Source organism: Pseudomonas sp. NFACC45 (assembly GCF_900113505.1).
In the GTDB taxonomy this organism is placed as follows: Bacteria; Pseudomonadota; Gammaproteobacteria; order Pseudomonadales; family Pseudomonadaceae; genus Aquipseudomonas; species Aquipseudomonas tehranensis.
In genome coordinates this window covers 295,095-319,309 of the sequence record NZ_FOPO01000009.1, presented here as the reverse complement: position 1 = coordinate 319,309, position 24,215 = coordinate 295,095, and the positions used below count along the sequence as shown (strand labels likewise).

The window sequence follows — 24,215 nt, the reverse complement described above, 5'->3', positions numbered from 1 at the left end:
ACCGTGCGCGGGCGTGACGGCATGGCCGAGGCGTCGATGCAGGTGCGTGATGCGCAATTCCAAACGGACCTGGGCGAGCCCAAAGTGCTGACCGCTGACGGCGACTGGTTCATTGAGCTTCCGGTGCTGGAGTTTCGTACCTACACCCTCGACGCGCAGCAAACCTTGCGTGGGCAAGCCTCCGAGCGCAGTGAGACGGTGACCTTCACGGTGGTGGTGTTGCCGCCGGAGTTTGACGTGCCGCAGCCGGGCGGCAATCTGCCGCGCAGCATGACATTGTCTGGCACAGGCATGTCGGGCGGGCGGGTTGATATCTGGCTGCAAGGCGCAAGCGAACCGTTGATCGAGGATGTTTTTGTCGGCGCCGATGGCTGGAAAGCGCAAGTGACCCTTCCCGTTGGCGAGACCACCATTCTGGCTCGGCAACGCTTCGAAGGTCGCCCCTCCAAAGACACCGCGCCGTTGACCTTCAACGTGGTTCCTGCTGCCCCGTACATTGAAACCCCGGCCACCGACGAGCACATTGGCCGGCGCGTGGTGGTGTCCGGTTTCGGTGTGCCGGGCGACACCGTGACGGTGAAACTGGGCGACGCCGCGCGCACGGTGCTGGGCAGCAGTCCGGTGCTGGAAGACCGCACCTGGTCGCTGACGGTGGTGTTCGATCAACCCGGCGGCCCCTACGGCCTGATGGCCGTGGCGTCGAGCGAGGGGTTTGATTCCGCCGATTCACCGGCGCGGGCGGTGGTGTTGGGCACCTATCTGCCTTCCATCGAGGTGCCCATGGCCGGAGCCTGGGTCGACAACCCGGTCCAGTTCGAAGGCGAGGGCCGGCCAGGCATCGGGCAGGTGGTGAGCTGGTTCAATCCGGATCAGATCTGGGCTTCGGGGCTTAACGTCGAAACCGGTGGTTGGCAGGGCGGGGCAGCGCAATCGCTGTCCGCTGGCGGCCACTGGTGCCGGTTCAAGCAAACCCTCACCGACACGGCGGACGGCGCAACGGTTTCCGATTGGGTTGAGAGCGAACGCTTCGAAGTCCTGCCGCCCACTCGCCCGACCCAGGCGCCCAACTCCCGATAGACGGTCATGAAACCTGTCGGTTCTGACAGTAGACGGCTTCGGCCCTTAAGCGCCCAATCATGTTAACCAAACGCTCGACCTGACGGCTTCCTCGGGCCGTTGCGGGCCGACATCGAATGCGAGGACTCGTTCATGGCTGATTCGCGCCCTGCTTTACAGCTGCTGACTCAGGTGTTCAGTGAGCAACAACTCACACATTACTCGACACTGCAGACGTACCTCGAAGAGGGTGGTTCGATTTTTGCGCTGGTGGAAAAGGGCGGGCAGGGATTGGTGAGGGACTTTGGCGTGAGCCCCGATGATGCCCGTCAGTTGTTACGGCGCTTTAACAGCATGGCCATTTACCTGCGGCGTCAGTTCATCGAACACAGTCTGTACGGTTCTGCAAAAGAACGGCGGCGGGCAAGCAGTGGCTTGCTGTCGATGGTTCAAGGCCCCAGTTTTGAACTCCTGTTTGACCCTAGGTTCGACAGTCTATGCCCACCCCAGGCGCTGGAGTCTATCGCCTCACCCGTGGCGTATTTGATTGAGTTGATGAGGTGGATCGAGCAACGCATCGAAGCGGCGTCGAACCATATGCTCAAGCTGCCATTGCATGACCGGCGCAAAGACCTGAAGCCGCTGAGCATTGATTTCAACGCGGTGCATCAATCGGTGTCATCGGTGGACATCATCGTCCCGGTGCTGGAAAAGTTTATCGATCTGGCGCCAGAGAACCTTGAGCAGGCCATGATCGAGGCGCGCTACCCCAATGGGCTTCCTTACTACCAGCATTGGGTTACGGTGGATACGGTCGCCCGCCATCATGGTTTGTCGGTGGGCAGTTTTGCCCAGCACGTGAGCCCGTCCTTTCCTTACTTTTTCCAGACTCAGGCCTGGTACGGCGATGCAGGACCTGCCCTGGCCCATGCGTCGCGGCTGGGGCCTTATCAGCGGCGCTTGCTCACGGAGGCGGCTGCAAAGCTCGCCGACCGCGAAGTCTTTTATAGGCAGAACTTTGGCACGGATGACTTGACATGGCAGGACCTCAACGAGGTGCCGTTCTTCGGCGAACGGACCAAACTCGACACCCAGGGGCTCGAGGCCCTGCTGTCGGTACGCGGCTTCGCGCCAATACGTTCGGCCAATGTGACCTACTTGTCGCAAACGGAACCCGACGTGCCGGAAAGCGGGCGCTCGGGGTCGGTTTACCTCAATGCCAACAACCACCCGGGTGTCAGTATTGTGGGCAGCGCAGACGATCTTGCGTTCCTGCACAGGCTGTCAGTGAGCCCAGATGATGCCGCCGGACTCGCACATTACGACCGAATGAATCGCAAGTTGCGCCTGGATCAATGGCTGGCACTGCCGAGCGAGCAGGTGGATGGGCTGCTGGTGGCGGCCATCAAGGCTGAAGTGCGCGGTGGTGCGCCGGCCGGCGACTGGTGGATCACCGAACAAGTCGTGCATGCGCTGGGGTTGTTTCAATCATTGCGCGAGCGCTGTGAGTGTCCGGTGGACGATTTTGCGGTGTTCATCGACGAGTTGTCGATTTACGGTCGCGGTGAAGCGCTCTCCCAATTCGATCAGGTCTTCAATGACCAGGGCGACTACCGTGAACCCTTGAAGCTCGATGACGGAACGTTTCCGATCGTGCCGGCACCGGAGGTGCCCGACCTGACCGTGAGCCAGCTGTGCAGCGCGTTGGGCATCGACCTGCAGACCTACAACTACCTGGCCGTGGCGATTGCCAAGGCTCATGGCATCGCCGGCGACAGTCTGCCGCGTAATCTGGCGATCATGTCCAGCTTCTACCGCATGGTGAAGCTGCCCCGACTGTTGGGCATCACCCCGGTCGAAGGCGTGTTGTTGCTGACGGTGCTGGGTGGAGAACTTTGGCTCAACGGCCTGGCGGGTGTGCCCCTGATCCATTCCAGCGCCAGCGACAGCCCGGATGCGCTGAACCTCATCCATGCCATGCAATTGTGTGTGGACTGGTGCGCCGACCACGACCTGCCGGTGCTTTGGATGGTGCAGCAGGTCTCGTCGCCCTCCGTGCTGGACACCTCCCTGGACGCTGAGGGGCGGCTTTTTGAACAGCTGCTCAACCTGTTGCCCGGCGCACTGCTCACCCACTCGGCGATCCTGATGGCCGGGGTGCCGGCGATGGCGGGCGCCAGCTGGCTGGAGTTGTTGGGGATGCAGACGATCTTGGTCGAGTCTGACGGGCTGGTGACGTCACGGCCGGGCACCGAGGCTCAATACCTGGAGTTTGCCCGAGAACAGCTTAATCAAGCCGTGACCATTGGCCTGGGTGACCAATATGAGTTGGAGCGGCCCGCCATTGTCGAGAGAATGCTCGCCGTGGTGCTGGAGGCCAGGGACGCCCAGATGTCGGTGGTCAAGGAATGCCTGGCGGTTTACACCGGGGTCAGTGCGGAGCAGGCATTTGAGGTGCTGGCGTGGGCCAATTCAACGGTGAGCCGGCTGCTGCGCCAGGTGCTCGACCGTGACCTTTCGAGTCTTGACGGCAGGGTGAAGGGCCGTAACGCATTGACTGACCCATTGCTTGCGCTGTTGGCCGATGTACGCCGGCGCAGTGCGGTGGTGGCGAAACTGGAGCTGGGTGCCGTTGTGTTGCGCGAGTATCTGGATTACGGCCATAAAGCCTGGCTGGACCAGGACGACAAGCATGCATTCACCCTGCGCACGCTGTACTACCTGACCACCCTCAACCGTGCGTTTGAGCTGAGCGACCAACCGGCGCAGACGCTGCTCGACTACCTGCGCGAGGTCAATGCGCTGCCTTCTCCAATAGGGGGGCACGCGCTGCGTCTGGCCGAACAGGCGGCGTCCATCCGCCTGGCCGGGTTTTTTGACTGGAGCGTGCAAGAGGTGCGCGAGTGCGTCAGCCGTTTCGATTCTGCGCACAAAATCCTGAAAAACCTGCCTCAACTGGATCTGCTGATGCGGGTGCGGGTGCTGGCGGCGCGCACCGGCATGGATGCCTTGACGATTTTCCTGATGGGCGGGCTGCCAGAAGAGGTCGACAAGCCGGCCTACAAAGAGGCCGCCGAGCATGCCTTGCTGAGCCTGTCCGAATCCGATCGGCCGTTGGTGACCTTCACCGGGGATCTGAAGCAACTCGTTACCGTGACTTGCGTCGCGGACACTGACACGGTGGTGGCTGCGGCTGGGGAAAAAATCACCTTCACGGTCACCCTCAAGGACAGCGACGGCAACCCGTTGGTCGGGGTCAACGTTTACTGGAGCGCCGAGCTGGGGACCATTGAAACCGAGGCGACGACTACCGAAGGCGTGGTTCTGGCCGAGTACATACCGGGCAAGGTGTTGGGGTGGGACACGCCGCAATTCTGGCTCGATCTGTTTGAACGCGAGCATGCCCCTACCGTCCTGGTCACGATCGATCATCTCGAAATACGTATCCCAAGAGCGTACATGTCACCGGTACCACTGGATACGGTTCCCTTCGGTCAGGAAGTCGAACTTTACGCCACTATCCAGGACGCTCATGGAAACCTTGCGAAAAACCATCTCGTACGCTGGTTAACCGAGGATATGGACGGTGGGCAAGGTACGGTGGTTTATCGACCGGACCAGTCCTTCACCAATCAGGAGGGTATGGCTCGAACATTTGTGTCCAGCCCTACCGGCGGGAGGTTCATGATCACCATTTATCCTGAAGGTGACGTGACCGCTGATTTCCCGCCCATCACCTTTGAAAGCGAGGAGCCAGCGCCATGACACTGAACACGATGAGCGACTTGCTCGAAAAGCGTCGGACCGCCCTGATCGAATACAGCCTCGGGCATGTTGGGAAAAGTGGCGCCAATCCTCCGTACAACTTCCTGCGTACCCCGGCGGATCTGTTCGAACTGCTGCGCCTGGATCCGTTGGACAGCTACCCGGTGCAGAGCTCCTGGGTCGCCGAAGCGACCAGCTGCGCCCAGCAGTTCATCCATGCCGCCTACCGCAAACTGGAACCCGGCTATGCCGACACCGAGTTCGACAAGCGGGACCTGGCCACCTGGGAACTCTACAACAACTACCCGGATTGGTCGGCGCTGCAAATGATCGCGCTGTACCCGGAAAATTTCATCAACCCCTTCGTGCGGCAGCGCAAGACCAGCCTGTTCAAGGCCCTGGAAAACAACCTCAACCAGGCCCACTTGAACAGCGATTCGGTTCAGGTGGCTTTGCAGGAGTACCTGCAAACGTTCGAGCAAACCTGCAACCTGGACGTGCTCAGCAGCTACATGGACAGCGTCTCGCCCGCCCGGGCCGATTACTACTTTGTCGGCCGTCAGCGGGTGCCGCCTTACCAGTATTTCTGGCGCAAGGCCGAGGTCGAGCTCTCCCCCAGTTGCACAGCCATTAACCCGGCGGCCTGGAGTGAGTGGCTGCCGGTGGATACGCCGACGGGCGTGAATATCCTGGATATCCGACCGGTGTTCTGGAGCGGACGGCTGTGCCTGGTCTGGGCTGAATGGCAGTACAAGGTAGAAGGTAGCGGTGATCAAAGCGTGCCGCACCGTCTGGACGTCAGAGTGGCGTTCATGGCCCAGAACGGTCGTTGGTCGGCACCGCTGAGCCTGCACAGTGGCGAGTATGAGGAGGACCGTTCCGAAGGCGCCCGCCTGATTGCCATCGTGTGGGCCGACCACTACCACCCCAAGGGCAAGCTGGGGGTTTTGTTGACTAACGGCAGGGCTGATAACGACCCCGAACGCCTCAAGGTGATAGCCGTGCGTGATGTGCTGTTCCGCCCTGTGACCTGGGATGATGGGCACTGGTTGGAGCAGGCTGCTTACCAGCGCTTTATCAGTGCAAATACGGTCCAGCACCCGCTGACGAATCAGCCGACCATGGTCAAGACCGTCGAGGGTGCAGGGGGCACGCTGACGCCGTACCTGGGTTTGCAGGCTGTGGTGTTTCGCGTCTTGGACGATGATGTTCTCATGGTGCAAGGTTTTTTGCGGCCCTCCGGTCAAACCGGCAGCGCTGTGTTTGATTTGACCTTGGACCACAAGGATGGCAGTGACCCGGACCCGATTACCGTCACCAAGTCGGTTGCCGGAGGCTGGAGTACCGAATGGCAGGTCTTTAGCCGGAGCAAAGGTTCATGGAACAAGCCTGTCTTTTCCTTTGGTACTAAAACCGGCGGCTATGGGCGTATAAACGTTGAACTGACCATTATCAACGTCACGAAGTTTCCTCCCGCGTCACTGCTCAAAAATAGCCTGGATGCGGCGCAGTTCCTCTCTCTCAACCAGGCCGAGCTGACCCTTAAATACGCCCGCCTGAATTCGCTGTTCGGCCCCGAGCTGGTGCAGCGCTCGAATATTTCTGTCGATGCGGTGCTGGATTGGGACACGCAGTTTCTGGCGGAGCCGCCCCCGGAATCCCAAACGATCAGCGAGCCCAACGGTGCCTTTGACGGGGCTAACGGGCTGTTTTTCTGGGAGCTGTTTTTCCACCTGCCGCACCTGGTGGCCACACGCTTGCGCATCGAAGACCGGTTCCTGGAGGCGCAGAACTGGCTGCATTACCTGTTCGATCCGCAAGCGCCGGCCGACCCTGGCGATGACCCTCAATACCCCCATCCCAAACCGGCGTATTGGCGCTGCCGTCCCTTGAGCGGTTCGGGCAACCTGGGCTGTGAAACCCAGGCGCCCACCGACCCTGACGCCATCGGCTATTCGGCGCCCAAGCACTTTCAAATCCTGGTGTTCTCCGATTACGTCAGGAACCTGATGGCCTGGGGAGACTGGTATTACCGCCAACTCACCCGTGACAGTCTGGTGGCGGCCAAGCTGTGTTACGTCCAGGCCGAATTCCTGATGGGCAAGGCACCGGCGGTGCGAACGGTCAACCGTTGGGAAACCGACACGGTGGACAGCCTGATCAACAAAAGCACGTCGCGACCGGATCTTGAGGCGTTTGAGCAACACTTCGCCTTCAGCCTCGCGGACTTTCCCGCTGCCGCCGAAGCACCGCCGTTGCTGGGGCTGTTGGCCAACGATCCCTTCAAACCGCCGATCAATGAACAGTTGCTCGCACTGTACGACTTGCCCGGCCAGCGCCTGCATAACCTGCGCAATAACCTCACCCTGGACGGCAAGCCACTGGAGGTCGCGCTGTTCAGCCCCCCCACCGATCCCAACGCGTTGCTGCGTGACCTGGCGGCCGGTGGTGCCGGTGCGCCCAGACCCATGGGCGGCCGATTGGTGGTGGGGGCGTTCCGTTGGCGTACGACGTTCGAGGTGGCATTGCGCGCCGTACAGGCACTGCAGGATCACGGCGCCCAGGTCCTGCGTTTACTCGAACAACGGGACCAGGCCGAGCAGCAGGAGCTGCAGCAAAACCATCTGGTGGAGCTGGGCGCTTATGCCCAGACCGTGCAAGAAGAGAACATCAGTCAGCTACAAGCGAGCAAGATCGCGCTGGAGCAAAGCCGGGCGGTGGCACAGGAGCGGGCAGACGCTTATGGGCGTCTCTATAAAGAAAACGTGTCGAAGGTTGAGTACGAGGTCATGGAGAGCCTGCAGCTTTCCAAAGTGCTGTCGTTGACGTCGGCCAATATCAAACCTGGAGGTGCGGTGATTGCCTCGCTGCCGACGATCTTCGGCCTGGCCAACGGTGGAAACCGTCTCGAAAAAATAGCCGACGCGGTGTGTTTCGGGTTGGATATCGCCGCGTCGGTGAAGCAAATGGACGCCGACAAACAGGCCACCACCGAGAGCTACCGTCGCCGCCGCGAAGAGTGGTTACTGCAACGTAATCAGGCGTTGGCGGAGGTGCGTGCCATCGATGCGCAAATCGTCGCCCAAGACCACGCCGTGAAAGCCACCCAAACCACCCTGGAGCAAACCCTCGTGGCCAACAGTCAGGCCGTGACGGTGTACAACTTCATCAAAAAGCGCGCGACCAATGCCGAGCTGTACGGCTGGTTGCTGGGCCAGTTCAAGGCGTTGCATTACCAGGCCTACGATGCCGTCGTCAGCCTGTGCCTCAGCGCCCAGGCGTCGCTGAGTGCCGAAACCGGTGACTATGACTCGCAGGTTCCCTTGCCCCAGGTCTGGTTGGACGAGCGCCACGGCCTGACGGCCGGCGAGCACTTGCGCGGGCATTTGATGCGTATGGAGCGCGAGTACCTGCAGCGCTATGAACGACGGTTGGAGCTGGTCAAGACCATTTCCTTGCGCCAGTTGTTCGATGATACGAGCGACCCGCAGACGGGCATCGACAGTTGGGACAAAGCGCTGGTGCAGTTATCCAAAGGGACGCTGGAGTTCAAACTCTCTCAGTTGCTGTTCGATCGCGACCACCCGGGGCACTACTGCCGGCAAATCAGCTCAGTCGAGGTCGACCTGCCTGTGCTGATCGGGCCTTATGAACATGTACGTGCCACCTTGCTGCAGATCAGCAGCATGACCGCGACCAAGGCAACCATTCCGTCGGTGGAGTACTTGCATGATCCGACGGGTAAAGTGGCGCCTTCCGATCTGCAGATCAACCTGCGCAGCGGTCAGCAGATCGCCTTGTCGATGGGGCTTGGCGACCACGGCATGGTGGCGATGAAACCCGATGACAGCATGCTCAACCCCTTCGAAAACACCGGGGTGGTTTCGCGCTGGCTGTTGAGCTTTCCAAGGCCGGACAAAGAGCCGCAGAAAAGCATGCTGCTCTCTTTGACGGACATCATCGTGCGCATCCGTTACATGGCCAGGGCCGGCGAGCCGCCGTTCGTGCGAGCCGTCGAAGATCAGATCAGCAAGACTGAAATCAAACCTATCCGCTCTTCAACCGGCGAAGGAGCAGGTCGCCATGAATAAGCCGATTATCCTGGCCAATGAAAATCTGGTGCTCAATGGCGACTTCGATTACTGGACCGACTACTGGACAGTGGGACCGATTCAGGGCTACTTGGGGACTATGAGGGAGTGGTATGAGGAGGAGACCCAGTTCGTTCGTTTCCTGACCGCCGGCAATGGGGCTTCGCTCAGTCAGGCGCTGACGGCGCCCAAGGATCCGGGCGCACAAGCTCGCTACGTCCTTACCTTCCTGTGCGAGACGAAACATACCGAATCGGGCAGGCTGGTGATTAGCAGCGATAAACAGCCGCAGGAGCAGGAAATCCTGTTGCCGCCGGGCCCAGCCCGGGATGTGGAGCAGGATCAGGCACGGCTGAGGGATGGTCAGCCACTGGTGTACAGACCCATTGTCTACAACGTCCCGCTGGACCTGCCGTTCAACGCTCAAGACACCCTCACGGTGAGTATCTACAGCCCGCTAAACGCTCCCGGTGACGTTCTCTCAGAGATCCGCATCACGCGCATCAACCTCCAGCTGCACCTTGAACCGGCGGTGATGCAAACGTTCAGGCTTGACGAGCAATCACTACCGGCAACCGGGCCTTTGTACGTGTGCCTGGGTGCCTCGGGTGACTTGGCTCATCAGCTAGCGTTCGTTCCTGATCCGGGCAATGCCTGGGTCGGCACCAGCGCCGCGTTGAGCAGCGACGATAACCCTCAGGGTGCGGTGGTCGCGACCCCGGTCTGGGGCGTGGATCACCCGTTGGATTCGGCCTGGATCCTGGACTGCCCGGCAATCGGTGAGGACGGCCCTTATCTGTTCTCGATGGACCTGGTCAACCAGTTCGCCGCCGAGGCGTATCCGGTGCAGGTGTCCCTGGGGCATCACCGGTTGGCCTTTCGTGAAGTGCTCGAGGCGGCGTATTACCCGGTGCTTGAATACGCGCAAAGTGTGCGCTTGGGGGTGCAGGTTACGTCCTATTACACCGGGCAACCCTTGAGCGACCGCACCGTGAACTGGACATCCACGACCGGGCAGGTCACCGGCGTCGCCGTCACCCGCACGGACGGCTGGGCCTACTTTGATTTTCAGCCGACGCAGGCCGGCGATGCCGAGATCCAGGCGTCGGTCGAGAGCCTGTACTACGCCTCTGGCGTCCTGACTCAAACCCTGACGGTGCGGGTGCTGGCGACGGATCCATGGAAGGATGTGCTGGCGGTGGTGGAGGGCGTTGAGTCGCGGTGGGAGGAAAAAACCGGTTACCCCAATCGCGGCTCGGATTATCCCCTGGACTTGAAACTGCCCGCCGACAGCCCCTTGCAGGGGACGCAGTTGGCGTTGCACTGGAGCGGTGATTCCCATGAGCAACTGGGCGTTGCCGTCAGCCCGGCCCTGGAAGCCCCCGTGCCGGTCACCGGCGCCGAGCTGGCCTGGACCCTGACCAGCGAAGATCAATATGACGGTCGGTTCGAGCTGCAACTGGTCTGCTCGAAACTGTTGCAGCCTTCGCCGAAAAAAGCCATGTCGCTGGCGCGCAATCTGGTCCGGGTGGGCGAAGTACGAGAGGCCAACAAGTTTCCCGTGGTGGACGAAAACGAAAGCGTACTGTTGCGGGTGCAGGTGCTGCACTTCGTGGTCAGCGGTGACGGTGATCCGGTCATCAATGCTCAGGTCGAATGGAAAACCGGGGGCGTGCCGCTATCCACCGTGACCACGGGCATTGGCGGTTGGGCCAGTGTGTTGTACACGCCGCAGAGCGCGGGGGACAAGGTGGTCATCGCCAGCATCAAGGCCCATGACGAGGCCGTGGCGGTGGAGCACCCCTTTGATGTGACGGCGATTGCCACCAGCCCCTGGAAAAACGAGGTCAGTATTCTGCTCGATGATGAGGTGGTCGAGCGCAATGCGCTCGGTGTGCTCTGTCGGCGCGGGCAGACCCACACACTCAAAGTGGTGCCCGAACCCGGCAGCACCTGGATCGGTAAAAACATCAGTTTGCATTGGCGCGGGGCCGCGCCGGATATCGGGTTGGTGCCCAGTGACCTTGGAGCGGCCAAGCCGTTGGTAGCGGCAGGCGCGCAATGGACCCTCGCCTCACAGGTCAATAGCAGCACCAGCAGCCTGTTTGAGCTGGAGTTGCGCCTTGAGAGTGTGTCGCTCGTTCGTGAGCTGACGGGGCGATTGGTCTCCGAGAATCTGACGGAAGAAGTCAGCCTGAGGCTCGACCAGATAACCGCCGCACTGGACGCACAGGCGCTTTATCCGTGCCTGGGGGCGGTTCATCGCTTTAGCGTTTTGCCCAATGCACTGAGCCCGCTGGTGGGATTGGAATCAACGCTGGCATGGTCAGGGACATCCGCCGAGGAGCTGGGGGCAACGGTTCGCCCGGCGTTGAATCTGGCGCAACCGATCAACGACGGCGGCGCAATCTGGACGCTGGACTTTACCGCCAGTCAGCAACCCGGCGAGTTTGCCCTGGCGTGGGCAGTGCCTGCGCTGGACTTCATCGCCACGGCCAAACCGATGACGCTGGCGCATAACAAGGTCAGGATCCACGCCTGGCGCGATGCGCCGGTCGACCCGGTGCCAGGCCAGGAACCTGCGTGGTTGTGGGTCCAGGTGGTTTCCCACTTCACCGGGCTTGCCGTCGATCAGGTTCCGGTGAGCTGGACAGCGGGCCGCACAAGCACGCAGCCCACTAACGCTGAAGGCTGGTCCGGTTTTGCCGTGGCGCCGGCCAGCGCCGGCACCCAGGCGGTGAGGGCCTCGGTCAGCAGTCGCTACGACGGCTACGAGGAGGAACGCCCCTTTGAAGTCACGGCGTTGGCCAGTGACCCCTGGGCGGGGCTGACGGTCCGGTTTGACGGCGCAGCGGCGCAACCCTGGGGCGAAAAAACCTACTTCCCGCGGCGCAAGGGCGAGCACCTGTTTGAGTTGATGGCCCCCGAGAACAGTCCCTTGTTTGAGCGTGAGCTGGCCCTCGGCATGACCGGAACCGGGCCCACCGAACTGGGCATCAGCTTTTTACCTGACCCCTTGGGAATGCCTCGCGAGTTTCCCCGCGAGGGCCTGCGCTTCACGCTCAAGGCCGGCGACCTGAAGGACGGCAGCTTTGCCTTGCGCCTGGCGTCCCAGCGTCTGGCCAGCCTGTCCCCGGCGAACGCAATGTCGTTGGGCGAAGGTGAGCAAGTGCTGGAGATCCGCTGGGACAGCGCTGTTCACCAGACACTGGACTGGGAGCAGGAACTGGTCGAACAGGTCAGCGTGGTCTCCTCCATCAGTGGCAAGCCGATTGCCGGGGTGACCGTGACCTGGCGCGGTGATGACCTGGGGGAAGTGACCACCGTGACCGATTATTACGGCGTGGCGCGCGTGCGTTATGTGCCCACCACGCCCGGTGCGGCGCAGTTGACCGCGACGGTGGGAGAAGGGCAGTACGCGGCATCGGTGGCGCTGTCGTACTTCTTGCACGAGCCCCGGGAAATCCAGTCGCTCACCAGCGACAAAACCAATGGTCATATCGGCGAGCTGGTTTCAGCGGTCGTGACCGTGGTGTCGGCCTTGACCGGCGAGCCTTTGGAAGACGTCGAAGTGCGGTGGGAGTACCCCCACATCACGATTGCTCCGACCAGAACCAATGCCGATGGACAAGCCCCGGTGCAGTTCAGGTTGCCGGGTGTCAGGAAGGGAAGGCTATACGCCATTGTCACGGGGGGGTACGCGGGATGGGAGGTTGCAGTCATGGTTTTTGAATTGGTACCCAATGACATGACCTGGCTTCAGGAGTTCAAGCCCTACATCAATGGCCAATCCGTAAGGTGGCCTGAAGTGGAGTTGAATCTGGTCCCCGAAGAGGTTTGCACACTGACGCTGGATTATGAATACAGCTGGTTGATCGGCGATCCGGAGGCGCAAATCCTGCTGGAATACAAGCCGGGCGAAGAGACGCAAGGGTTGGTGTTCGATCCGCCGTTGGGGCAGTTGGTGGCGATGGAGGCGGGAAGTACTTCGTTGAGTTGGTCTATTTCCACCCAGGAGACGCAGTCTGACCCGTTTGTATTGCAGTTTGATATGCCGTTGATGAGTGGGATGCCGAAGTCACCGCCGTTGCCGGGACAAATAATTCAACCGGAGTTTGAGAACAGGTTTGACGAAATTCCAGTGACTTTCGGAGGCAGTGCCTATCCCTGCCATGGCGCAAGGCATACTTTTACCGTGCGACCTCACACCACCAGTCAGTTTCTGAATAAAAATGTAAACCTGGTCTGGAGCGGGGTGCCCGCCGCAGATCTCGGTGTGGTGATCACTCCCCCCTTGCACACTGCCCAATTGCTCGGCCCCGAGGGTGTGACGTGGCAGTTGAATTTCTTGAATACGACCCAGGATGCGGATTTTTCCTTGCACATGGAGGCCGTGGAGTCGGGGGAGACGACGGAGGCATTGGCTATGTCATTGGGCAATAATCTGGTAACGGTTGAACGTTGGACGACGAGGCTGAATATGGACAGCTCAACGACGAGTCCGCCACCTGATCGTGTTAAGAGCATCCGTGCCCGCTCTCGGTATTCGAATAAAGTCGCCGCGGGGCTTGAGGTACTTGTCAACGGCGGGCCTTCCAGCATTCGCACCGATGCGCACGGTGAGGCTTCGATAGACGAATTTGGAGACGATAATTTTCATTTGTCGATCCGTAACCGTTACGACGGAAGTACCGTCTGATAATGCTTCTGACGGCCTACAGATTCCCCGCCTTCTTCCACCCCAGATACAACGTCACCAGCTCGGCCCCCAACTCCCCGGGCCGGGCTTGCAGCACCGACACACCATGGGCATTCAAGCGCTCATGCAGTTCGGCCCGGGCGTTCAAATAATCCACTGTTCCACAGTAGGTCAGGGCTTCGGGCAGGGTTTGCACCGGTGTCTGACGTAAGCGGTCGAGGGCCTCTTCCCGCAGGCTCGCCACCAGCACCCGATGCTGCTGGCCCAGGCGTTTGACGGCGGCCAGCAGTTCCTCATCGTCTTCATCGCGAAGGTTGGTCACCAGCACCACCAGGGCCCGGCGTTTTTGCCGGGTCAGCAGTTGGTTGACGGCGGCCTGGTAGTCAGCGGGGCGCTGGCTGCTGTCGAGGTCGTACACGGTGTTGAGCAGCACGTTGAGCTGGCCGCTGCCTTTGACCGGGGCGAGGTAGCGTGGCTGTTCGCTGGCGAAGGTGCTCAGGCCCACGGCGTCGCCCTGGCGCAGCGCGGTGTAGCTGAGCAGCAGGCAGGCGTTGAGGGCGTGGTCGAAGTGCGCCAGCTCGCCGTCCTGGCTGCGCATGCGCCGGCCGCAATCGAGCATGAAGATGATCTGCTGGTCGCGCTCGTCTTCGTACTCCCGGGCAATCGGTGTGCGATGGCGAGCGGTGGCCTTCCAGTCGATCTGGCGCAGGCTGTCGCCTTCGCGAAATTCGCGCAGTTGATGAAACTCCTGTCCCTGGCCCCGGCGTTGGCGCTGGCGGATACCCAAATGACTGAGCCAGTTGTCCACCGCCAATAGCTGACCGTCGTAAAGCCGGGCGAAATCCGGGTAGACACGGGTGTCGTCGCGCGCGTCCAGCAGGCGTTTGCCGTCCCACAGGCCCAATGGGCTGGGCAGGCTGACTTCGCAGTGTTCAAAGCTGAAGTGACCGCGTTTGAGCGGGCGCAGACGGTAGCCAATTTGGCTGTGTTGATCTGGTTGCAGCTCGACCGACAAGGGGAGGTTTTCGAAATCCAGGCCGGCGGGGACGTGATCGAAGACCTGAACGCTCAGTGGCTGTGCAAAGTCATGGCTGATCTGTAGCCGCACTTCGCTCCAGCGACCCAATGCCAGGCTGCCGGGCATCTGCCTTTGCACCCGGGGCGAGGGCAAGCGCTTGAGGCGCATGGCGTCGAGTATCGCCAAGGCGAGCAAGGCCAGCAGCAGTCCCCAGTGGATTGACAGCAACATCGATGGAACCGCAACGCCCAGCGCCCGCAATGCGCCCAGGATGATGCCGAGGACTAGCAGAATGGCGAGCCAGGTCAGGAGCAGGCGCGAGGGTTTCATGGGGGCGTTCCCATTGGAGAAATGCAGAGCGCGCTTTTGTGGCGAGGGGATTTATCCCCGCTGGGCTGCGAAGCAGCCCCCTGTTTTTGTCTGACACACCGCAAGGGGCCGCTGCGCGCCCCAGCGGGGATAAATCCCCTCGCCACAATGAGTTTCTCCATCATGAAATGTGTATTCACAACCGCGGCGCCGGCACTTGATCGAGCAGTTGGCCCAGCACCTGATCCACCGACAACCCTTCGATGTCCAGCTCCGGCGCTAGCCGCACCCGGTGGCGCAGGACGGCCAGGGCGCAGCCCTTGATGTCGTCCGGCACCACGAACTCGCCCCCGCGTAACAACGCCCGGGCCCGGGCGCAACGTACCAGGGCAATCGAGGCACGCGGTCCGGCGCCCAGGGTCAGGCCCGGCCAGCTGCGGGTGGTGCGGGCCAGGCGCACGGCGTAGTCGAGCACCTGATCATCCATCGGCAGGTCACTGGCGATGCGTTGCAGCGCTTGCACGTCCTTGGCCTGCAACACTGTGCGCAACGGCTGTACATCGAGCATGTCGGCCCGGGTCGAACGGCTGACCTGACGGACCATGTTCACTTCCTGGTCGGCGTCGGGGTAATCCATGCGCACCTTGAGCATGAAACGGTCGAGCTCGGCTTCCGGCAGCGGGTAGGTGCCTTCCTGTTCGATCGGGTTCTGGGTGGCGAGCACCATGAACGGTTGGGCGATGGGCAGGGCACGGCCTTCGAGGGTGACCTGGCGTTCCTGCATGGCTTCGAGCAGCGCGGCCTGGGTCTTGGCCGGGGCGCGGTTGATTTCGTCGGCCAGCAGCAGGTTGGTGAACACCGGTCCCTTGCGCAGCTTGAATTGCTCGGTTTGCAAGTCATATACCGCATGCCCGGTGACGTCGCTGGGCATCAGGTCGGGGGTGAACTGGATGCGCGCGAACTCGCCGCCGAAACAGCGGGCCAGGGCGCGCACCAGCAGCGTCTTGCCCAATCCCGGAACCCCTTCGAGCAAGACATGGCCGCCGGCGATCAGGGCCGTGAGCACATCGTCGATCACCGCGGCCTGGCCGACCACCGCCTTGTGCAGCTCAGTGCGGATGGCCTGGGCCAGTTGACTGGCGCGCTGGCGCTGTTGGGCGGCGTGGGTCTGGCCGCCGGCAGGTTCGTTCTGTTCAGTCATAAGGCATTCCTGAGGGTTTGCAGATGGGCGACCTGGCGGCAGAATTCAGCGCTGGACAGGCGCTGTTGCGGCCGGGGGCTTAAGGCCTGGCTGATGGCCCGCGTAGGTTGGCGGGTCAGGCGGGCGAGCACTTGCCATTGTTCGGCCACGGCCAGTTGTTCGAAACCGGGATGCAGATGGCGTGCCCGACGCAGCACGTCTTGTTGCAAGCTGTGCAGCAGATGCTGCCGGCCATTGTGCCGCAGATGAAAACCGGCGCTGGCCTGCAAGTGCTCCTCCAACTGACGCCGCGCTTTGGGTGCCGGTTGTTGCAGGGGGCCCTGACGCACCGCCGAACGCCAGAGCCAGAGGGCGATCAACGCCAGCAGCGCCACCAAGGCCTGGGGGAAATAGCGGAGTAACAGGGCCAGCAAGTTGTCGTGGTCGATGTCGTACAGCAGCGTGACGTTCGTGTCGGCGCTCAAATACCAGAGCAGCCAGGCGTTGTCGTATTGGTCGATATGATCGTTCTTCCACAGCTCGGCGTCGGTGAGCACCGTGATCGAGCCCAGGCCGTGGTTGAGCTGCATCATATGGGTCGCCAATGCGCTGTTGGCCCACGCCTGGGCGAGGTTCTGCGGGTCTTCGAGGTGGAAGTCGGTGTCGAAGCCGACATACGCAGGCGCTTCTTCGTCCTCCAGGTACAGCTTGGTCAACTTGGGGTAGCGATCCTTGATGAGCTCGGGCTCCGGCGCCTTGAGGTCCTTGCTTAGGAATTGACGCAGGCGCACACGGTCCAGCAATAAGTCGCCGCTGCTGGCGGTACTGTTATCCCACAAGGCTTCGGCGACAAACAGCAAGCGTCCACCGGCCTGGGCCCAGTTCATCAATTGGTCGACTTCCCGTGGGGTCATGTGGGTGCGTTCACCCAGCAACATTAGGCTGCGCTGGTGAGGCTCAAGGTTGGGCAGGTCCTCCAGGTTATTGGCGTGCTCGACGTTTATGCCCTGCCGGCGCAGGAAATGTTCGGCGGCCAGGTAGGGATTGGCCTGGGCCTCGGGAGAGGGGCCGTGATCGATGGTTTCCTCATAGGGCACCGCCTTCAAGAACAGGTAAATGCCCAAGACGCACACCAGCGCGGCCACCCCGGCGCCGACCAACAACCCTGCGCGGCGATTCATCGAGCCCCCTGCGGCCCGAACAACCCGCGCCAGTCGTCGCACAGCTGCTGTTGCAGGTGTGTCGGCGGCGGGCGATGGCCGTACGCAATGTTTTGCCAGTGCTGAGTCAGGTGTCGGCTGAATGTCAGCAGGCGTTCATGCTCAAGCAGTTCGATGCGTTGCAGCACCTGGCCTTCGGTGTCGGCCGGTTTCAAGGGAATCGCAAAGTCATTATGTAATCGGCTGAGCAGAGCCCGATACAGCAGGCCCAAGGCCTGGCGCGGGTCAGTGGCCCATAGCTGTTCCACGCTGGCGGCCACGTCGTCCGGCAGGCTCTCTTCGCGAATGTCCAGGCCGAACATCTGCGCCGGCACCGCTCGTTGCGCGGACGGGCGTTTCGGCGGCCGCAGATTCACCAAGGTCCTGAGCCTTTCCCGGTAGCGCCAGGCCAGCCAGACAATCGCCGCCACCAGACACGCCCACAGTACGATCTGGATCAGTGCGGCGGCGATGTCGAAGCGTTGGCCGCTGATCCATTTGAACCATGCCTTGAGCCAGCCCGGCGCTTCGTCGGGCCCGGGCGATTCGGCGGTTTCTTCACCCAGGCGATAGCGGGTGAGCGTTTCCGGGTTCTTGAACGGCGGAGCCTGGAGGATCGCCTTGATGCTGTCCCTGGAGGCTTCGCTGGTCAGGGGTTGGTTGAGCAGCCGCGGGCTGTCGGGGGCGGTGCTGTCTTCGGCGGCCCAGGCCGGCGGTGCCAGCGGCACCAGCAGCAGTGCCAGCAGCATCAGCGCGGGGGCGGTGCTGCTCAGGCGTTGGCGCAGGCGTCGGAACACCAGTTCAATGTCCCAGGCTTCGAGTATCGTGCGCCGGTTCAGGTAGAGGCTGAAACCGCAGGCGACATACACCGGCTCCCAGACGATCAGCAGCAGCGGATACAGCAGGTTGATCAGGTGTTCGAGCCACAACCAGTCGTGCTCGGCGACGGCGATCAGCGTCTGCCAGTTCCACTGCAGTTCGACCTGTTGCGGCACGAGCAGGTAGAACAGGGCCATGAGGCCGAACCACAAGGCGATCTCCAGGTGGACACCGATCACGGTCAGCCATTGAGCTGCGCCACGGTTGCGTTGCAGCAGCACTCGCAAGCGCTGTTCACGCGCCTCGCCGTCGAGTCCTTCGAGTTGCACCACGGGCATCAGGAAGCTGCGACTCAGGCTCAGTCGGCGCCAGGTCAGGCTTGCCAGCAACTGGGGTTTGAGCAGCGTGGGCCACTGACGCAAGGCCTGTTTCAGCGTCGGTGTTTCGCCGAACAGCGCCTTGGACACAATGTACAGGGGCAAACGGTCAAAGGCCGGTTTCAACCACCAGAACAGGAACATCGCCAGGGAAGGTGAATCCCACAGCAGCAGCGACAACAGTGCAAACACCGGCAACGTGATGACGGCCCAACTGGTCATCAGCAAACGTCGATGCTGCTGGCTCATCAGCACGCCCAGGTCCATGGCTTCCCAAGTGCTGCGCGGGCGGATGACCACGGTGGCATCACTCAGACGCATGGCGGGCCCGTCCGGCAAACACCAGATAACTGATCACCAAAAGCCACAACAAGGCGCCGACCGTGTATTTGGTGGCGGCTGTCACGGCGCTGGAGGACCAGTACGCTTCGATGAACGCGGCAATCAGCAGCAACAGCATCACGCCGCCGACCATCAGCACGCTTTTGCCGGCGGCGATGCGCAAGGCCTCGCCTCGGGTGAGGCGCCCCGGTGCGATCAACGCCCAGCCCAGTTGCAGGCCGGCGGCGCCGGCCAACGTGATGGCGGTGAGTTCGAAGGCGCCGTGGCCGATGACGAACGACCAGAACGTCCCACCCGAGCCGATCTGGGTCAGGTGCCCGGCTACCGCGCCAATGGTCAGGCCGTTGAAAAACAGGAAGAACGCGCTGCCCAGGCCAAACATCAAGCCACTGGCAAACGTCTGAAAGGCGATGCCGATGTTGTGCATGATGTAGTAGCCGAACATGACCCAATCCTGGCTGGCGGCCCGCTCGATCGAGCGCCCCAGGTGCCCACTGGCCGGGTCGTACATGTCACGTATCTGGCTGACTTCCTCGACGCTCAACAGGCTGTAGACCAGCTCGGGAAACAGATAGACCAGCAGCCCGATGCCGATCAGGCTGCCCATGAACATCAGGCCGGCGGCCAGTACGAAGCGCCATTGTTCCCGCACGAGGCGTGGGAAGCCGGCCAGGATGAACGCCGACAGGCTGGTCGATGGCCGGCTGCGGTCGCGGTAGAGTTGCTGGTGGCCGCGCAGCGCCAACTGCTGCAGTGTGTCGACCAGCAGGCTGCTGTAACCCCGTGCCTGGGCCAGCGCCAGGTGATGACAAAGCCTGCGGTAAGCAGGAGGAAAGTCGCTGCTTTGAGGGACGTTGCGGCTGCGCTCCAGTTGATCGAGCTGCCGGGACAGGCGATCCCATTCCCCTTGGTGGCGGCTTTCGAACAGGCTTTGTTTCATGTCGGCCCCAGCAGGCCACGGGCGATGCCATTGAGTTCGGCCACGGCTTTGGGCGCCTGGACGTTCAGTGGCGAGGCCAGGATGCTCGCCAGTTCATTGACCCGTGCTTCGGACAGTTCAGCCTGGCGTTCAGCGAAACCCAGCACGGCGCGTTGTTCGTTCAGGCTAAGGGTAAAGGGCGATCGTATCGACTGCGCCAGGGGCAGCGCGGGACGTTTGACCGGTTGCTCGCGATACACCACCAGGGTGCCGGCGGCCAGGTCTCCCAGGCGTTTGAAGGCAGGATGTTGCAGGCAACTGATTGCCCCGAAGGTATAGCCGAAGGGCAGCATGTCGACAAAACGCAGCAGGTTGCGGATCAATGAAGCGGACCAGCCGATAGGCCTGCCGTCGTCCTGCACCACTCGCAACCCCATGATCTGCTTGCCGGGGGAGCGCCCTTGGTTCAGCACCTCGAACAGCACCATGTACCACCAACTGACAACGAACAGCAGGATGGAGCCCAGACCAATGCCCAGCTCACCAAAAAACGCCAGGATGATGAACAGCAGCCCCAGGACCAGCCCGCGTATGCCCAGGTCGATGGCAAAGGCCAGCGCACGAGGCATCAACCCCGCCGGGCGCAGCGGCAGGTCGATGCCTTCGGGCGTTTCAACCTGATACCGCGTATCGAGTGGCGGGGGCAGCGTCGCGTTCCTTTGCAGTGCTGGTCTCTCGAGCATGGGCAACCTGAGTGATGGGCCGGTTCGAACGTTGAATGTCGGCTCAGATGCTAGCAGCCTTCGCACGGGCAAACGACATAACTATGTATGTCATTTCATGGCTTGCAACAGGATTGAGGGCCCGAAGACAAAGCAGAACCCGTGTGGGAGCGAGCCTGCTCGCGATAGCGATGGCGCATTCAACATTGATCCCGACTGATCCACCGCTATCGCGAGCAGGCTCGCTCCCACATTGATTTTTCAGTGCTTACAGAACCCATGTCCGCCTCAGCGCCCGTTTGGATTTCAAAAGTTATGCAGCGCTGGCCGCCGATGGGCTCGAAGGCCTAGACTTCGCCAGTCTTCAACCCAGGAACAACCCGTGACTTCCATCTTCTGGTACGACTACGAAACCACCGGCATCAACCCACGTTGCGACCGGCCCTTGCAGGTGGCGGGGATCCGTACCGATTTCGAACTCAATGAAATCGACGAGCCGGTGAATCTGTATTGTCGGCCCAGCGAGGACATCCTGCCGCATCCGGCGGCTTGTGCGATCACCGGCATTACCCCGCAACGCCTGGCCGACAATGGCTTGACTGAAGCCGATTTCATGACCCGTATCCACGGGCAACTGGCCGCGCCCGGCACCTGTGGCGCCGGTTACAACACCCTGCGCTTCGACGATGAAATGACCCGCTATAGCCTCTATCGGAATTTTTTCGACCCGTACGCGCGGGAGTGGCAGGGCGGCAACAGCCGTTGGGACCTGATCGACCTGGTGCGCGCCGCCTATGCGCTGCGCCCCGAAGGCATTGTCTGGCCGCAAGAGGAGGGCCGCGTGACCCTCAAGCTGGAGCGCCTGACCGCCGCCAATGGTATTGACCACGGCCAGGCCCACGATGCGTTGTCGGACGTGCGCGCGACGATCGCCCTGGCCCGTCTGATCCGCCAGAAACAACCCCGGCTTTACGAGTGGCTGTTCCAGTTGCGCAGCAAACAGAAAGTCATGGATCAGGTCCGCCTGTTGCAGCCTATGGTGCATGTTTCCGGGCGCTTTTCGGCTGCGCGAAACTATATCGGAGTAGTTTTGCCATTGGCCTGGCACCCGAAAAATCGCAATGCTCTGATTGTCTGTGACTTGCACCTGGACCCGCTGGGTTTGCTGGACCACGATGCTGAATCCCTGCGGCAACGTTTGTATACCCGCCGTGAAGAACTGCTCGAAGGCGAGTTGCCGGTGCCTCTCAAACTCATTCACATCAACAAGTGCCCGGTGGTCGCCCCACTCTCGGTGCTGCGTGCCGAGGACCAGCAGCGGCTGCAACTGGACATGGACGTTTACCACGAGCGTGCGCTGCGGCTAACTGACGCACAGCAAGTTTGGCAGGACAAACTTCAGGCTATTTATGGGCGCGAGGATTTCACGGCCAGTGAGGATCCCGAGCAGCAGTTATACGCAGGCTTCATCGGCGACCGCGATCGTCGATTGTGCGAGCAAGTCCGCATGGCTGACCCTGCTCAATTGGCTTCAGCGCACTGGCCTTTTGATGATGAGCGTTTACCGGAGTTATTGTTCCGATATCGCGCGCGTAACTTCCCTGAGACCTTGACCGCCGAAGAGCAGGAGCGCTGGAGACTGTTCTGTCAGCAGCGTTTGTCTTCCCCGGAATGGGGGGCGCCTAATACCTTGCAAAGTTTTGATGAGGCGATGGAGGAGTGGATGGCCGTTTCTACGCCATTGCAGCGCGAGGTACTCATAGAGTGGCAGGGCTACAGCCAGCAATTGCGTAAACGTTTAAGCCTTTGAGTGGCGATGAAGTGGGTAAATCACAGGCATAAAAAAACGCCAGCAATCGCTGGCGTTATTTTTGTTCGCATAAAGCGGCGCGAACCGCTGAGGCTTAGCCCAGCAGGGTTGCCCAGCTTTCAACCACGTCACCGCCCCACTTGGCTTTCCACTCTTTCAGAGTCTTGTGGTTGCCACCTTTGGTTTCGATGACTTCGCCGTTGTGCGGGTTTTTGTATTGCTTAACTTTGCGAGCGCGTTTGGTGCCGGTAGTTTTTACGGCGCCACGGGTTGCTTTGCTCGATTTGGCTTCTGGATCCAGCATGGCAATGATGTCACGCAGCGATTTTTGGTATTCGCCCATCAGCGTACGCAGTTTGCCTTCGAATTCCAGCTCTTTCTGCAGCTTGTCGTCTTTGGAAAGGGCTTTCAGACGCTCTTGCAGTTCTTTGATTGCTTCTTCGGTGCTGCGGTATTCATTGATCAAGGACATGAGGACTACCTTATGTAGGACGCGGGTGACAAGGAGACAGTGAGGCAATAGTAATCAGACAGTTTCATCAAGTAAACATTTAACCGATGTTTTATTTAATTAATTAGTGCAGCCTCGCAAAAACGGCGTTGCAGTTAAATACTGAAACACAGTCTTCACATCTGCTCACAAATATAGCGTGTTGCCGAAGGTCCGCCCCATTGCTGCCTGGGCAGACAAATGTGCGCGGCGTGTCATCGATACTGCAGTTTTGCCGCGCAATGGCTAGAATGGCCGCCTTTGTGAAGTTCTGGAGTTCCCCTAATGCGCACTTTTCGGCTGGTGATCGCTTGCCCGGACCGCGTCGGCATCGTTGCTAAAGTCAGTAATTTTCTGGCGTCCCATAATGGTTGGATCACTGAAGCGAGCCATCACTCGGACACTCACAGTGGCTGGTTCTTCATGCGTCACGAGATTCGTGCCGACTCGCTTCCTTTCGGCATCGAAGCCTTTCGCGAAGCGTTCGCACCGATTGCCGAAGAGTTTTCGATGGACTGGCGAATCACCGATACCGCGCAGAAGAAACGCGTGGTGTTGATGGCCAGCAAAGAGTCTCACTGCCTGGCGGATCTGCTGCACCGTTGGCACAGCGATGAGCTCGATTGCGACATTGCCTGTGTCATCTCCAACCATGACGCCTTGCGCAGCATGGTGGAATGGCACGGTATCCCGTATTACCACGTCCCGGTCGACCCACAGGACAAGCAGCCGGCGTTTGCCGAAGTGTCGCGGCTGGTCAAACAGCACGACGCCGAGGTGGTGGTGCTGGCCCGCTACATGCAAATCCTGCCGCCTTCCTTGTGCAGCGAATACGCGCACAAGGTCATCAATATCCACCACAGTTTCCTGCCATCGTTTGTCGGTGCCAAGCCGTATCACCAGGCTTCGATGCGGGGCGTGAAGCTGATTGGCGCCACCTGCCACTACGTGACCGAAGAGCTGGACGCGGGGCCGATCATCGAGCAGGACGTTGTGCGCGTCAGCCACAGCGACAGCATCGAAGACATGGTGCGTTTCGGCCGTGACGTGGAAAAAATGGTACTGGCGCGAGGCTTGCGTTATCACCTGGAAGACCGGGTGCTGGTGCACGGCAACAAGACCGTGGTGTTCTGACTACACTGCAAAGGGCCTGGGCGAGTGATCACCAGGCCCTTTTTCATGAGGTTCGCCATGACCGATCCGTTGGACAAAGCCACCTCCCGAGCCCCGGCGACCCTGGGTGAGGGTTGCCTGAGCCGTTACGATCCTGAGGCGTTGAGCCCGGAAGATGGCACGGAGTTTCCCGACGCTGCGCAACTGTGGAAACAAACGCACCCCGAGGATGAATCCGATCCCCCGTAGGAGCTGGCGAAGCCTGCGATCTTTTGATCTTCAGCCTCGCTGAAAACACCAAGAGAT

The 24,215-nt window shown here is 61.0% G+C and carries 13 protein-coding genes and 1 pseudogene; 7 read left to right on the top strand and 7 right to left on the bottom strand.

Going from position 1 to position 24,215, the window contains the following annotated elements; genetic code table 11:
- The 4 genes and pseudogenes from BM132_RS18565 to BM132_RS18550 all read left to right on the top strand — a co-directional run.
- Window positions 1–1,077, top strand: a pseudogene (locus tag BM132_RS18565) (hypothetical protein); the annotation flags it as partial.
- 132 nt (window positions 1,078–1,209) lie between these two features.
- Window positions 1,210–4,821: a Tc toxin subunit A gene (locus BM132_RS18560; protein ID WP_092457616.1), complete on the top strand. Its 3,612-nt coding sequence runs from the start codon at window positions 1,210–1,212 to the stop codon at window positions 4,819–4,821.
- Complete coding sequence (locus BM132_RS18555; RefSeq protein WP_092457612.1) at window positions 4,818–8,912, top strand: Tc toxin subunit A-related protein; 4,095 nt, start codon at window positions 4,818–4,820, stop codon at window positions 8,910–8,912. Before BM132_RS18560 ends, BM132_RS18555 begins: the two co-directional genes overlap by 4 nt.
- Window positions 8,905–13,611 carry a hypothetical protein gene (locus BM132_RS18550; RefSeq protein ID WP_092457609.1) on the top strand — a complete coding sequence of 1,569 codons (4,707 nt, stop codon included), beginning with the start codon at window positions 8,905–8,907 and terminating at the stop codon, window positions 13,609–13,611. Before BM132_RS18555 ends, BM132_RS18550 begins: the two co-directional genes overlap by 8 nt.
- A 16-nt stretch (window positions 13,612–13,627) precedes the next feature.
- On the opposite strand, the gene BM132_RS18545 is transcribed toward BM132_RS18550, so the two are convergent.
- The 6 genes from BM132_RS18545 to BM132_RS18520 all read right to left on the bottom strand — a co-directional run bounded on the left by BM132_RS18545 (window position 13,628) and on the right by BM132_RS18520 (window position 20,517).
- A complete protein-coding gene (locus tag BM132_RS18545; RefSeq protein WP_092457605.1) occupies window positions 13,628–14,959 on the bottom strand; it encodes a DUF58 domain-containing protein in 1,332 nt (443 codons plus the stop codon).
- A 175-nt stretch (window positions 14,960–15,134) separates the two neighbouring features.
- Entirely contained in the window at window positions 15,135–16,139 is a 1,005-nt protein-coding gene (locus tag BM132_RS18540; RefSeq protein WP_092457602.1) for an AAA family ATPase, read from the bottom strand.
- Entirely contained in the window at window positions 16,136–17,299 is a 1,164-nt protein-coding gene (locus BM132_RS18535) for a DUF4350 domain-containing protein (RefSeq protein ID WP_092457598.1), read from the bottom strand. The genes BM132_RS18540 and BM132_RS18535 overlap by 4 nt, the downstream gene beginning before the upstream one ends.
- Window positions 17,296–18,834: a DUF4129 domain-containing protein gene (locus tag BM132_RS18530; RefSeq protein WP_092457595.1), complete on the bottom strand. Its 1,539-nt coding sequence runs from the start codon at window positions 18,832–18,834 to the stop codon at window positions 17,296–17,298. The genes BM132_RS18535 and BM132_RS18530 overlap by 4 nt, the downstream gene beginning before the upstream one ends.
- Entirely contained in the window at window positions 18,821–19,795 is a 975-nt protein-coding gene (locus tag BM132_RS18525) for a stage II sporulation protein M (protein ID WP_092457631.1), read from the bottom strand. The genes BM132_RS18530 and BM132_RS18525 overlap by 14 nt, the downstream gene beginning before the upstream one ends.
- Complete coding sequence (locus BM132_RS18520) at window positions 19,792–20,517, bottom strand: RDD family protein (protein WP_092457592.1); 726 nt, start codon at window positions 20,515–20,517, stop codon at window positions 19,792–19,794. Before BM132_RS18520 ends, BM132_RS18525 begins: the two co-directional genes overlap by 4 nt.
- Window positions 20,518–20,878: 361 nt before the next feature.
- On the opposite strand from BM132_RS18520, the gene sbcB reads away from it, so the two are divergent.
- Window positions 20,879–22,306: an exodeoxyribonuclease I gene (gene sbcB, locus BM132_RS18515; protein ID WP_092457589.1), complete on the top strand. Its 1,428-nt coding sequence runs from the start codon at window positions 20,879–20,881 to the stop codon at window positions 22,304–22,306.
- A gap of 94 nt (window positions 22,307–22,400) precedes the next feature.
- Here sbcB and mvaT read toward each other — a convergent pair whose 3' ends face one another.
- Window positions 22,401–22,778 carry a histone-like nucleoid-structuring protein MvaT gene (mvaT, locus tag BM132_RS18510; RefSeq protein WP_092393380.1) on the bottom strand — a complete coding sequence of 126 codons (378 nt, stop codon included), beginning with the start codon at window positions 22,776–22,778 and terminating at the stop codon, window positions 22,401–22,403.
- Window positions 22,779–23,081: 303 nt separating this feature from the next.
- Here mvaT and purU point away from each other — a divergent pair, with 303 nt between their 5' ends.
- Both purU and BM132_RS28515 read left to right on the top strand, forming a co-directional pair.
- Complete coding sequence (purU, locus tag BM132_RS18505) at window positions 23,082–23,930, top strand: formyltetrahydrofolate deformylase (protein ID WP_092393378.1); 849 nt, start codon at window positions 23,082–23,084, stop codon at window positions 23,928–23,930.
- Window positions 23,931–23,987: 57 nt separating this feature from the next.
- Entirely contained in the window at window positions 23,988–24,158 is a 171-nt protein-coding gene (locus BM132_RS28515; RefSeq protein WP_177218187.1) for a hypothetical protein, read from the top strand.
- The last annotated feature ends 57 nt before the right edge of the window (window positions 24,159–24,215 follow it).